We start from the raw sequence: 12,909 nt of genomic DNA, 5'->3' as shown, positions 1-12,909 counted from the left end.
TGCCCAATCCGGCAGCCCTTTCGACTGTATATCGGCAACAGAAAGAGTTCTATTTCTGCGGATCCGCCGAGGGGACATCCTCTTGTTGGTAGGCCTTTTGCAGGATTGAAAATGCCTGTTTCTTTTCGCCCTGATCGGAGACCAATCCCTTGCGATTGAAACCGTCCTGAATCCCAGGCAAAGGACGCCGGGGTGAACGGAAGTCCATCAAGATCCAGGGACTCATGCCGCGAAGATGTGGCATCTTACGAAGCATTGTCAGTTGGTGGCTGTAGACGTTGGCTTGGTACTCTTCCGTCCAGCGGCTATCAGGTGTTCCATGCAGTCCGGATTTAGCTTCTGCACCAAACTCACTAACGAAGAGCGGCTTGTTGTAGCGAATATCCCAGCGGGTGATATCTGCGTCTTGTGGCTTTCCTTCGTACCATCCGATGTATTCGTTAATTCCAATGACATCGAGATATTCGCCTAGAGGATCGTCTACGACCTTCGTTTGTCCTGCGGCTCCGTGAACCAGTAGGGCTGCCGTGACGGGGCGCGTAGAGTCGAGTTCATGAGCCACCGAAACGAGGGATTTCAGGAAACGGGTACGGTCTTCTGTTGAGGGTGTTTCATTCGCAACGGACCAAAGGACAACCGAAGCCTTGTTGCGGTCGCGGCGGATCATCTCCGTGAGTTGTTGTTTGGCTTTCTCATATACCTGAGGATTCCCAAACTGGCAGGCCCAATAGACGGGGATCTCAGACCAGATCATGATGCCTTTGCGATCTGCGAGGCGTGTCATGCGCTCGTCGTGGGGATAGTGCGCCAGACGTAGATAATTTGCTCCAAGATCCTTTGCCCAGCCAAGTAGCGTCTCTGCATCTTTGTCGCTGTATGCGCGGCCCGTCCGGTAGGGTGCCTCCGCATGAACGCTCATGCCGCGCATGGCGATGGACTTTCCATTAAGGAAGATCTGGTCTCCCTTGACTTCGATAGTGCGGAAACCTATTTCGTCGGTAAGTGTGTCGTTCCCTGCCTGGAGTTCGACACGATAGAGCTTAGGTGTTGCTGGCGACCACAATTGAAGTCCCGGAGCTTGGAGGCTGATAACTGCCTTGGCCTCGTTATCCAGTTTTGCTGAAGTGCGAGCCTTTGTTTCTGGAATGGCGATGCTGACTTCCTGCCCCGGCTGCGCTCCTTCGACATGAATCCAGCCTTCGATGGTGTTCTCTGTGCCCCTCTTCAGGTGGAGGTCGTAGCTATCGATAAATGTCTTCGGGACGGAGACGAGAGAAACATCTCTGGTAAGGCCGCCATAATTGAACCAATCGGTTTGAGTGGTTGGGATACCATCGGCAATCCGGGTATCATCAACCGCGATCACAACAAAGTTCCGTCCGGGATGAAGGGCTTCGGTTGCTTCGCAGTCAAAGGGGGTAAATCCGCCCTCATGTTCGCAGAGGTATTCGCCGTTCACCCAGACATGCGAACGGTAGTTGGCCGCTCCTACATGGAGGAAGGTCCGCTTGCCCGCATCCGGTTGAAAATCGAAATAACGTTGATACCAGAGCAACCCCTCGTAGTTAAAGAGGTCTGGCCGCTGTGTATTCCAGTCTCCAGGTACTTGGATCGTAGGCTCCTTGTCGAAGTCGTATTCGACAAGGGGTCCGCCGGGAACGGAATGCGCATTTTTAAAATACCCATCCTTCCGGATGTCATTGTGAAAACTGAAGAGTCCGGTTTGATAGGGATCGACCATGAAGTGCCAGGGCCCGTTCAGGCTGATCGTTTGCCGGTGATCAATGTCCGTGAGAAGGGTAGGAGTGTGCTGTCCGGTCTTCTCCGCGAGGACTGTTGAGCTCGTATAAGTGAGAAAAACAAAAAGAAGTATTGGAAGGGCTCGAATGGCTGATAATAGCTGCCGGCAAGGCGGATTCAGTCTGGTTCTCATAGGTAGATCCATAAACGGGTTTATCTTTCCTGCATTTTGATCAAACTTCGAATTAAATCCCTATAGAACAAATGGAGAGCTGTCCTGAGGCAAAGCCGTACAGATGCCAAAAGTTCTCGATTAGGGTGACGGCCTCATGATATGCAGGCTTGCTGCCAGATGCAATTGTCCTTTGCTGTCGACGATGAGATTTGCTGAGAATCGATGAGGAATTGGGCGGAGAGAGTGTTTTGAAGGGGGTCTGACTGATCGGGAGATAGGCCCCTCTAGGAGGGTCTATCTCCTTTACTTAGGCGAGTTTCGATCTCATCGAGGATTGGCAGGCAGTCAGCTACCGATTCTGCCATATAGTGCGCGCCAGCACGTTTCAGCGTCTCCTCAGCGGGCTTGAGGCGGGTCTTCTGTTCTTCCGGTTTGAGCCGATGCCATTCCTCTTCCGCGAGGCCGACAAGATTCCCGCAGCGGGTAAGCCCGATAGTCCACATCCCGGCATTAAGACCTTCGGTGATATCTGCTTCGGTGTCTCCTATTTTCACTATGGCCCAGAGTGGATAGACGCGCAGCTCCAGGGCGAGACGGTAGCACATCCACGGGAAGGGTCGTCCTGCGCCGACATCGTCGGGGCAAAAGCTGAGGTCTGTGTAATAGCCCTGTGGTTTTGCAGAAGCTGCGACGGCTTCGAGCATCTGGCGTGTATAGCCGGTTGTTCCGCCAATTTTGAGCCCACGGCTCCGCATGATTTCAATTGCCTCAGGAACTCCCCCGATTACGGCAGAATGATTGCGGACCACCTGGAGAAATTCAGCTCCCAACTCCGAATAGAGCTGTTGGGCATCGGCATCGTTGGGCTCTCGATGATACTTCTCGACCCAGGGCTGACGTGCTTCTGCCGATAGCAACAGCTGCCGCACATGTTCCTGTTTCGATAGACCCATATAACGGCGAACTACGGGCAGCTCCAAGGGAATGCCATGCGTAGCAAAGACATTGGCGATGGCCTGTATTGGAGCGATGCTGCCGTGGTCTACGGTCGTCCCCGCCCAATCGAGAAAGACGGCTTGGAGGTGTTGTTTGGGCATAAAGACAGGGATCTCCTTCGTGAAAAAAATTGAGGGGCACGAAAAGTGCCCCTTCAGGTTTCAAGAATTGGCTATAGCAATTTCAGGGTAGCTGTATCCTGGAACCGCAAAATCCGATGCCGCTTTCCGCCAAAGAAAGCGGCACTTAACGAGTATCCGACCGGACATAGTAACACTGAAATTGCTCTAGAGCTCGGTGGATTGGGATTGTACGAGCCATTTGGCGCGGGAGAGGAACTCGCTAAAGTTGACGGTTCCCTGATCTCCTTTACCACGAGTTCTCAGGCTGACGGAGTTTCCTGCAGCCTCCTTATCGCCCATGATGAGGACATAAGGAATCTTCTGCATTGTCAGGTCGCGGATCTTGGCATTCATCTTTTCGTTGCGAGCGTCGAGCTCGACACGCAAACCAGCTTCCTTCAGCTGAGCCTCGATCTTTTTCGCGTACTCGACATGACGTTCGCTGATGGGCACAAGACCGATCTGTACCGGTGCCAGCCAAAGCGGGAAAGCTCCGGCATAGTGCTCGATCAATACGCCAAAGAAGCGCTCAACCGAGCCGAAGAGTGCGCGGTGCACCATGACCGGCTGGTGTCGCTCTCCGTCTTCTCCAACGTACTCCAGCTCAAAGCGAGCCGGCAGGTTGAAATCGAACTGCACGGTAGAGAGCTGCCATAGACGGCCTAGTACGTCGACCAATTTAACGTCGATCTTTGGCCCATAGAAGGCAGCCTCTCCGGGAATCGTTTTGAACGGGATATTCTTTCTCGTCAGAGCCCGTTCGAGCGAATGAATGGCGAGGTTCCAGTTTTCGTCCGAGCCTGCGTAGTGGGCACGGTCGTTCGGATCCCAGGTCGAGAGCTCGACTTTGAATTCCATGAAGCCGAAGGTTTTCAGTACGGCCTCTGCGAAATCGATACAGGCCACGACCTCATCTTCGATCTGCTGCGGAGTGCAGAAGATGTGGGCGTCATCCTGCGTAAAGCCGCGAACGCGGAGGAGTCCGTGCATGGTTCCGGAGCGCTCATAGCGATAGACATTGCCCAATTCAGCATAGCGAGCCGGCAGGTCGCGATAGCTCTTGGGCGAATTCTTGTAGATGAGAATATGGAACGGACAGTTCATCGGCTTCATGCGATAGTACGCATCGTCCAATTCCATAGGGGTGAACATGTTCTGCGAGTAGAAGCCTTCGTGTCCGCTGGTCTGCCATAGGTTCACGCGAGCGACATGTGGCGTGTAGACAAGCTGGTAGCCACGGCGGAGACATTCGTCGCGCATCCAGTCTTCCATGACCTTGCGGATCATAGCGCCCTTAGGATGCCAGAAGATTAAGCCGGCACCGGCGAGCTCCTGAATGCTGAAGAGGTCCAACTGTTTACCGAGGACGCGGTGATCGCGCTTGGCCGCCTCTTCCAGGCGAGCGAAGTGCTCTTCCATCTCCTTCTTTGAGAAGAAGGCCGTACCGTAGATTCTCTGCAGTTGCGGGTTCTTCTCATCGCCCAGCCAATAGGCGCCGGCAAGATTTGTAACCTTGAAAGCCTTCACCCTTCCGGTAGAAGGAACGTGAGGTCCGCGGCAAAAGTCCACGAACTTGCCATTGCGGTAGAGCGAGATCTCTTCGCCCGCCTTGGTGAATTTTTCAATGAAGTGGACCTTCATGAAATCGTTGTCGTGCTTGAACTCTTCGAGCCCTTTTTCGCGGGGCTCCGATTCACGAACGAACTTTTCATCCCGGGCCACGACATCGGCCATCTTGGCTTCGATAGCCTTCAGATCTTCCGGCGTGAACGGGGTTGGCCGGTAGAAATCGTAGAAGAAGCCCGAATCGGTTGCAGGACCGTGCCCCAGCTTGGTCTCGGGAAAGAGCTCGAGAACTGCTGTAGCCAATACATGGGCGGCCGAGTGCCGGACGACTCGCAGGGCGTCTGGATCTTTCTCCGTAAGGAGCTGAAGCTGGACATCCTCAGTCAGAGGAGTGGCCAGGTCGACCAGGCGTTCGGCATTCGGATCAGCCGCTGCATACATGGAATCCTCTGCAGAAGTGTCACCGGTAGTGGCCGTGGTAGTGGAGTTGACCGGTTTAATGCGGGCAACAACAGCGGCTGAAGCCAGCCGCGGCGAAATGCCCTGCGCGACATCGAACGGAGTCGTGCCGGAGGGCAGCGTTTTCACGGAGCCGTCGGGAAGATGAACCTGGATAGAACTTTGCGTTGCACTCATAAGATGTCTGACTTACTTGAGGAAATCTCCTCCAGGATATGACTCTTGGCGGCATCCGTCGAGCTGTGGGAGGTTTTGCAGGTGTACGGAAGATGGTCCAAAAACAGAAATGGCACAGAGAAACGTGCTCTGTGCCATTGGGTTCTGGAATGGGAATCTACTTCTTTTCCGGCGAAACGGCTCCCGGGAAGAGATTGGGAAGTGGCTGATTTTTTTGATCGTCCAGTTCAGGATGTGGGAGAGGCTTCCGTGGGAGCATCTGATCGCGCATGGCTGCGTTATAGACAAAGATGGCCTCTACGGTGGCTGCCTGTTTCAGATCCTCTGCTTGAAGACGCTCGTAGGTATCCATGTTGGTGTGGTGGGTTCGGCTGGAGTAGTCCATTTCATCCTGAATGAACTGGAAGCCCGGAATGCCAATGGCGTCGAAGGAAAGATGATCTGTTCCCCCGGTATTACGCATGGTGAGCGTCGTTACTCCCAAATCTTTGAGCGGAGCGATCCATTGGGAAAAGATCGGCTCGACGGCTGCATTTCCCTGGAGATAAACACCACGCAGGCGTCCGGTTCCGTTATCGATGTTGAAATAGGATGAAATAAGCTTCTGCTCGGACTTCAGCTCTAGTGCTCCCTTGCTCTGACGTGCATATTCAGGGAGCTTTTGTTGTTCGGGATCGGTTGAAAGCGGTGCCCCACCGAAATGCTGCCGGACGTAGGCACGCGAACCCAGAATCCCCTGCTCCTCTCCACTCCAGAGGCCTATGCGGATGGTGCGGCGCGGGTGTACGTCGAGCGCCTTAAGGATCCGGATAACTTCCATTGCGGCAGCTGCGCCTGCTCCGTTGTCTGTGGCGCCGGTAGCGGAAGCCCAGCTGTCCAGGTGGCCGCCGACCATTACCACTTCGTCCTTAAGCTTGGGATCGGTGCCCGGGATTTCGGCAATGGTATTGAAAGCATGCTCCTGATCGCCCGTAACCTTGGTTTCGACATCTACCTCGAGCGAAACAGGGACATTGGCCTTTAGCAGGCGGTAGACACGACCATAGTTCTCAATAGCTATTACGATTACCGGAATCTTTACAGCTTTTTCCGGAAGATAGGGACGGCTTACCATTGCCGCTCCATTGTCATCAAAGATGGTTCCGCCCGAGCCTCCGGAGTTCTTGCCGTCGCGGCTGGGACGAACTACCACCGCGACTTTTTCTTCGGTCAGGAATTGAACGATCTTGTCCTGTAGCTGTGCCCTTTTCTTACGTTCTGCCAAGGCAGCGTTGTAATTGGGACTGTCGAGCGGGTACTTTGTCATGTCCGCGAGCTGCTTCTCCGTGGGACGGAAGAAGAGCGGCTGATCGACGGGAGCTACCTCGCGCATCTCGCCAAGGAACACGATTTTGCCGGCGAGCTTTCCCTTGTACTGATCGATATCTTTCTCTTCCTGGATATTGACCAGTACGGCTTGTCCGTTGACCGGGCCATTGGTCGATGGGGACCATGGTGTAGCCTGAGCGATGAAGACAGCCGTGTCCGGAGAGGTCATACGCGCCCAGGTATTGAGCTGTTGCCATCCGATACCGAATGCACCCCAATCCTCGAGATGTGCGTTTACACAGCCCAGAGTCGTCAGTTGGTCTCTCGTCCACTCGTTGGCTTTTTTCATATTGGGCGATGCTGTCAGGCGGGGACCAATGGCGTCCGTAAGGGCGGAGGCAAACTCCATCACATGAGAGTGATTGATTCCCTCTTCACGAATCCGCTGATACATATTGAGATCTACGTTTTCTACTGCGGGCTGACCCTGGGTAGTAGAAGCGGAGGCTTCCGTAGCGGCAGGCGTTTTTGGCTTAACAGCAGAGAAGATGGGAAGAGTTACGAGAAGGCTGGCGGCCAAAAGTGCGCAATTGCGCTTTCGATACATGATTTAGGCTCCATACGAACCGGCGGAGACTGCAGACTCTCACCAATAGATTTCTTGTTCTACAGATATCAGATATCAACGTCCGTAAGCTTGTTTCTTTGGCATATCTCCTAGACGAGGCGTGAACCCGTGATCTGCTCCAGGACGTGGAGTGGCGTTGTTTTGGGGTCCACCATAGCATTTGGTGAAACGAGAAAGGTTTGTTCGATCGCGTATTGTCCGGCTAACACGGCATGAGGGACAGTCTCGGTATAAACCATCCAGCTCGATCCTGGAGGGAAGGAGATTCGAAGTTTAGGGTGAGATGTCTGAAATTCCGCGTGCTCTTTCAGAAAATTATGAAAATGCATCATGAAGTCGTCATAGGGAGAACGCTTCAGTTCCGGAATGATCCGGCCAATTCCGCATGTGGTGAGCGTCTGCTTCAACAGCCGTTTACTTGCACTGTCCGGCTTGGGAGGAGCAATCTGCATCGGGACAAAGTGGCGGACAAGGTCGGGAAACGGCGTACCTACTACCCAATCGCGTGTGCGGGTGGGATGAATGTTATTGAAGAAACGTAATATGCGGGCGCCGTGGGTAGGTCTGGTAGGGAAAGCATCTGTGTGCAGCAGATCGTTGCGGCGGCGGAGAGGCAAATCGCGCCCTTGTTCTTCCATGGGACGATAGCTGGCGTAGTCCAGTTGCCAGCGTTGTTGATACGGTGAAAGGAATTTTGTGAGAAAGTTCGTGACCGAAGTCGAATAAGTTCTAAGAATCTGATGGACGCGAGCGAGAGTGGCAGCATCCACATCTTTTCGATTGATTCCACTCAGCTGGTCTTTATTGGGTTTGTAGGCGATGTTTTTGTGAAGGCTGCTGTCGGTTTGCTGCTGATTGAGTAGGAAGGTCTGGTCTTCGGAAGCGATAGCTATAGGGGAACGTGGAAAGTAGAGGATGTTGCCTGCTTCCAATTGACTACACCACGTTCGAGCTTGTTCTGGAGTGGGTGGACGGTTTTCAACGAGTGCTTCGAGCGGAATTGAAATGACGGCCATGATCGATAGAGACTATTTCCCTGTGGTTTTTGCGCGGATCCATAACGTCCCAAATACGAGAAAGCCTAAGGCGAGAAAAACGCAACCCACCGGGAAGGCCACGTCTTTGTATGCAAGGGCGTAGTCGACAGAATGATGTCCGGCGAGGTTATAGATCAGGAGTGCAACAATCCCCAAAAATGCCGTGGCAAAGAATGCCAGAAAACCGGAAGATAACGCCAAAAGAAGGCTGGAAAAGAAGCCAAAATCACTGATGGGGAAACCGAAAAGTCTTGTCTCTTGAGTGCGGGGAAGGCTCATTGTCGTGAGTGGGTCCTAACTGGCTGCCCTCAGATAGAATACAAGGAATGTCAGGAGTAGCACAGATCGAGTTGTTATCAGCTCAAACCGTCGCCCAGCAAACTCCCGTAGAGCAAGCACAAAATGGGATTTGCTATGCAACCTTCGGCCAGACTCAATTGCCGCACAACGAGCTAGAGCGGTTGGTTGAGGCCGTCCCACAAACCATTGCTTCCGCTATCAAAAAATGTGCTTATTACTTTGTGCCTCTGACGATTCCCGAGGCTGAGCACATCATGGTAGCTCCGGATTACTCCATCAGTTTGGCAGATCGGGCAATCTGTCACCGGAACGTGCGCTTTGGCGAGTCCGATTGTGTTTTTATCTCCGCTCGTTTGATGCAGGATCGTTTTGGTCTTTCCTTCGAGTTCTTCATCAATACCGCTCATCACTTCATCGAAGCAGTCGGAGTGCCGCAGAGCTTCAGCGATTTGGCCTGGGCACAGGCAGAGGCTGAGGTGCGTGGTGAGACCAGCCAAGATGGCTGGGAGAACCGGCGTCGTGCTCTCGACGGCAAGGGGGTGGAAGGTAAGGGCATAGACGAACGTGCAAAGACGGCCTTTCTGGAAGCTGCTTTTGCTGATGCTCTAGCCATCTACATGCTCGCGCTGACCATTGATTTCGATTATGTGGATCTTCGCGAAAGAGAGTATCCCATGCTTGCGCCCCCTGCCTTGGCTGAACGGTTGCGCCATGTGGCAGGACTCTTCCCTCCAAATAATGGCTACGAGTTTGAAATCCGGTATCGTCGTCGGAGCTAGATTTGTGGCCTTGTGACAGGGCTGGTCTTCAGGCCAGCCGCTGCAATTCTTATAACTGTGGATAGACATTCTCGGTAACGAATGCAGTGGGAGGCAGGGCCGCGCGAGCAGTTGCAAGACACCGCTTGAGCAGTCTTGGAGGGGAGGAAGCAATGACAAAACGCGTGGATTGGTATAGGTTCAGGGCTTCTATATCTTTCTTCAACATTCGTTACCGAGAATGTTTCATCCCCCAAAAGAAGACAGCTTTCGGCAGGCCTGAAGGCCTGCCCTAATAAGAAACATCACAATCCGACCTCCCGTTTCATTTATCGCGGGTCGGCTACCCCGGTGCAGGACTGACACAAAACAAAGCGAATTTACCTTTGGAATTCTGGGCCGCTTTCCGCGAAGGAAAGCGGCATTTCACCAATATTGGATTAGGTATAGGGACGCTGGAATTGCTCTCTAGTTTTACGGCAGTAATCGAGAAATATGGTTAGGAAGGGCGACTTTAGCCGTGCCCTTCCCGACTCAGTTACAACTGTAGTACTGGAATCAATAGCCGAATAAGGACTCCAAGCGATGATTGCGCATCTACGCGGTACTCTTCTTTCGAAGCGCCCTGGCCAGGCAATTGTCGAGGCCGGTGGCGTAGGTTATGACGTTGCTCTAAGTATCCCGGCGTTTACGGTTTTGCCTGCGGAAGGCGGACAGGTATCGTTACATATCTACACGGTCGTGCGCGAGGACGCGCTTGCGTTATTCGGCTTTCTCAGCCTCGAAGAGAAGCGCCTATTCGAGCGACTGATTACGGTTAGTGGAGTAGGTCCAAAGTTAGCCATCACAATTCTGGGCGGCTTGAGTCCGGAGCGCACAATTTCGGCAATTCGTTCTCAGGATCATGCGACACTTACGCGGATTCCGGGTGTCGGCAAAAAGCTGGCAGAGCGGCTGGTTGTCGAGTTGAAAGACAAGCTCGAAGATATGGCGACAGCTCCGGTTGCCGCGAGTGCCGGTCCTGCAGCCGATGACGTACTTTCCGCTTTGGTAAATCTCGGTTATCAACGTCCTGCCGCCCAGAAGGCAATCGAGATGGCCGTTGCAAAGCATGCTGCAGCGGGGAAAGACTTCGATGAGCTCTTCCGCTTGTCACTACAGATGATCAGGTAAAAGGCAGCTAAGAAGCGCACCGCTGAATTATTGGGACCAGGCTCTGCTCCGGATACGCGGAGCTTCGTTCCCTCAGAGGTGGGGAGGGCCGCTCCAGCTATTCTCCGCGCCGGATCTCGCTACAATTGTTACGTGTCCATTCCAGCTAAAAAGAACTCCAAGAAAATTCCTGTTGTTACTGAGAAGGCTCCTCCCTACTTCCGTGCGGAGGGGCTTAAGTTCCTGTCCGGCTTGGTACGGAACAACCGGCGGGAGTGGTTTCAAGCACGGCGTGATATATACGAACGCGAATTGAAGGCTCCAATGCTGGAGATTGTGCGTCGTGTTACCGATGCGTTGGCTGAGTTCTCGCCTGAACATCTACGCGCTCCGGAAAAGTGCATGCTGCGTATTTATCGCGATACGCGCTTCTCGTCGGACAAAACTCCCTATAAGAAGCATATTGCCGCATGGTGGGCTTGCGAGGGGATGGAGAAGACCTCAGGCGGAGGCTTCTATTTCCACGTCTCTCCAAAGGAAGTGGTGATTGCGGCAGGTGTCTTTATGCCGCAACGGGAGCAGCTCTTGGCCATTCGTACCTGGCTGCTGGAGAATCACGAAGAGTTTCGAAAACTGCTTACGGATAAGAAGCTGCGTAAGGTTTTCCCTGATTTTGAGGGGGTTTCCTTAACTCGTCCTCCAAAGGGTTTTCCAAAAGATCATCCGGCAATAGACCTTCTGCGTTGTCAGCAGTGGGGCGTCTCCGCGACCTTGCCATCCGATATAGCGTTGAAACCTAGGTTCCCAATCTTTCTTGCCGATTCTTTTCGCTTGGCTACACCGTTGATTCGGGCGTTAAATACTCCACTAACAGCTCGAAATACGGCTCGGCGAAAGGTTCTGTTTGGCTTGTACTAGACGCCAGAAGAAATCGGTTTTTAGCCTAAAAGTTGCCTAAAAAAGGACAAATACAGGCAAAACTGGGCGAAATCGGTAAAAAACCTGTGGAAATAGGACTTTTCCCATTGACAAAGATTTCAGAAAGCCGCAAGGTAAACGGCGGTAGGGTTCGTTTTACCCGCATGAATACAGGAGATCACAGGCTTATAAGCGGTGATGTCCAGCGGAGAAAGGGACCCGAGGGACTATAGCGTTTTCCCTCTTCGATGAGATCGGGCTTGGATGCAGTCCAATGGCGGTTTTTCCTGTGGATGACGCCATCCTGTAAAGAGCCAGGCGGTCACGCGAGGTTCGGGAATACGCCGTAAGGCGCATCAGCTCGTGAAGTCTATGTGCAGAGCTGGTGTAGACGAAAGATCACCAACAGGAGGAATTACAAAAATGGCAGCAGGTATGACGAAGACCGCACTCGTGCGGCACATGGCAGAGAAGCTTCAACTGACAAACAAACAGGCAGCGGCCTTCCTGGATCTGCTGGCGGAAACCGCCGTAAAAGAGACCAAGAAGAATGGCGTGTTTGTAATCCCTGGCCTCGGCCGTTTGGTTAAGGCAGAGCGGAAAGCCCGCATGGGCCGCAATCCGCAGACTGGTGAAGCCATCAAGATCAAGGCGAAGACCGTTGTTAAGTTCCGTGTAGCCAAGGCTGCAAAGGACGTCATCGCTCCGCCGAAGAAGTAGTTATCTGCAGTAAAACGACTGGCCGGAGTGGTTTCGAGAGCCAGCGTTCGAGGTTGTCTTTGAGGGAGGGCTTTTGCCCTCCCTCAGCTTTTCTGGGGGATTTCTTGCGTGGGTGTTGAGATGCCAACGATGCTGCTTCTTCTTCTCCGGCAACCAGAGCTCTTACTTTGGGAAAGAAATGGCCTTCAGTACAAGCCAGGCTCCAAAGCAGAGAATCACACAGCGCGTCAGCAGGAATGCATCGTAACGCCACGAGAACAGCGCAAAGCAGACGAAATAGCCGACAAAGTAAGACTCCGATAGCAACGTTTTTAACCACACAGGGCCGCTCTTCGTGACCATGACGGAGGACGAAATTGTGCTTTCCTTGGCATGCATTAAACGCCAAGCCAGTATCCCGTGAGCCAGCAGAGCGAAGAGTGCTCCGGTCGGCGGCATAAGGATCACGAGTGAAAAGTGAAAGAGCCATGATCCGAGATAACGGGGATATCCGTAGTCTGTAGCTTCCGTCGAGGCTGTTCGCCGAAGATCGTAAATGGCCGCCGCACTCCACAACCTCAGACTCAGGCCTACAGCTGCAATCAGCAGGCTTGCTACGGTAATACCGAATACCGCATTTCCTAGAGTGCTTCCGGTACGTGTAAGCAGCGAGGCAACAGAAAGCCATGCTGGTTCCATACGGCCCGTGCCCCAATATCTCTCCCACGGGGAATAGAGACCCAGAGCATAAATGGCAACGATGAGTGGTACATGAAAGCGGCGTTCAAAGGAGCTGGCTTGCATTAGGGGGTTCCTTGATCCTTGCGGTAGGCGTTAGGGTGTTCCCGCACAGATATAGATTCGCCAGCGATGA

The 12,909-nt window shown here is 53.2% G+C and carries 11 protein-coding genes; 4 read left to right on the top strand and 7 right to left on the bottom strand.

Annotation, left to right across the window (positions count from 1 at the left end):
- Positions 1–49 precede the first annotated feature (49 nt).
- From AC6I7T_RS16230 to AC6I7T_RS16205, 6 genes are all read right to left on the bottom strand, one after another.
- Positions 50–1,933, bottom strand: a complete 1,884-nt coding sequence (locus tag AC6I7T_RS16230; protein WP_497794548.1) for a glycoside hydrolase family 2 protein — start codon at positions 1,931–1,933, stop codon at positions 50–52.
- Between the two features lie 266 nt (positions 1,934–2,199).
- Entirely contained in the window at positions 2,200–3,012 is an 813-nt protein-coding gene (phnX, locus tag AC6I7T_RS16225; RefSeq protein WP_497794547.1) for a phosphonoacetaldehyde hydrolase, read from the bottom strand.
- Between the two features lie 186 nt (positions 3,013–3,198).
- Positions 3,199–5,235 (bottom strand): threonine--tRNA ligase, encoded by a 2,037-nt coding sequence (thrS, locus tag AC6I7T_RS16220; RefSeq protein WP_497794546.1) that lies wholly within the window; start codon positions 5,233–5,235, stop codon positions 3,199–3,201.
- A gap of 157 nt (positions 5,236–5,392) precedes the next feature.
- The gene (locus AC6I7T_RS16215; protein WP_497794545.1) at positions 5,393–7,150 is read right to left on the bottom strand and encodes a M20/M25/M40 family metallo-hydrolase; all 1,758 of its coding nucleotides are present in this window, start codon (positions 7,148–7,150) and stop codon (positions 5,393–5,395) included.
- A gap of 110 nt (positions 7,151–7,260) precedes the next feature.
- On the bottom strand, positions 7,261–8,187 hold the full coding sequence (locus tag AC6I7T_RS16210) for a Kdo hydroxylase family protein (RefSeq protein WP_497794544.1): 927 nt from the start codon (positions 8,185–8,187) through the stop codon (positions 7,261–7,263).
- A 12-nt stretch (positions 8,188–8,199) separates the two neighbouring features.
- Positions 8,200–8,487, bottom strand: a complete 288-nt coding sequence (locus tag AC6I7T_RS16205) for a hypothetical protein (RefSeq protein WP_497794543.1) — start codon at positions 8,485–8,487, stop codon at positions 8,200–8,202.
- 47 nt (positions 8,488–8,534) lie between these two features.
- Between AC6I7T_RS16205 and AC6I7T_RS16200 the strand changes: the two genes are divergently transcribed.
- From AC6I7T_RS16200 to AC6I7T_RS16185, 4 genes are all read left to right on the top strand, one after another.
- Positions 8,535–9,287, top strand: a complete 753-nt coding sequence (locus tag AC6I7T_RS16200; protein WP_497794542.1) for a hypothetical protein — start codon at positions 8,535–8,537, stop codon at positions 9,285–9,287.
- 564 nt (positions 9,288–9,851) lie between these two features.
- Positions 9,852–10,439 (top strand): Holliday junction branch migration protein RuvA, encoded by a 588-nt coding sequence (ruvA, locus tag AC6I7T_RS16195; RefSeq protein WP_497794541.1) that lies wholly within the window; start codon positions 9,852–9,854, stop codon positions 10,437–10,439.
- Between the two features lie 78 nt (positions 10,440–10,517).
- The gene (locus AC6I7T_RS16190) at positions 10,518–11,336 is read left to right on the top strand and encodes a DUF2461 domain-containing protein (protein ID WP_497794540.1); all 819 of its coding nucleotides are present in this window, start codon (positions 10,518–10,520) and stop codon (positions 11,334–11,336) included.
- Between the two features lie 423 nt (positions 11,337–11,759).
- Complete coding sequence (locus AC6I7T_RS16185) at positions 11,760–12,056, top strand: HU family DNA-binding protein (RefSeq protein WP_497794539.1); 297 nt, start codon at positions 11,760–11,762, stop codon at positions 12,054–12,056.
- 162 nt (positions 12,057–12,218) lie between these two features.
- On the opposite strand, the gene AC6I7T_RS16180 is transcribed toward AC6I7T_RS16185, so the two are convergent.
- Positions 12,219–12,839: a hypothetical protein gene (locus AC6I7T_RS16180; RefSeq protein WP_497794538.1), complete on the bottom strand. Its 621-nt coding sequence runs from the start codon at positions 12,837–12,839 to the stop codon at positions 12,219–12,221.
- Positions 12,840–12,909: the final 70 nt, after the last annotated feature.

It is taken from the genome of Humiphilus diazotrophicus (assembly GCF_059726315.1).
The sequence above is the reverse complement of the archived record's forward strand: the minus strand, read 5'-3'. Positions and strand labels throughout refer to the sequence as shown.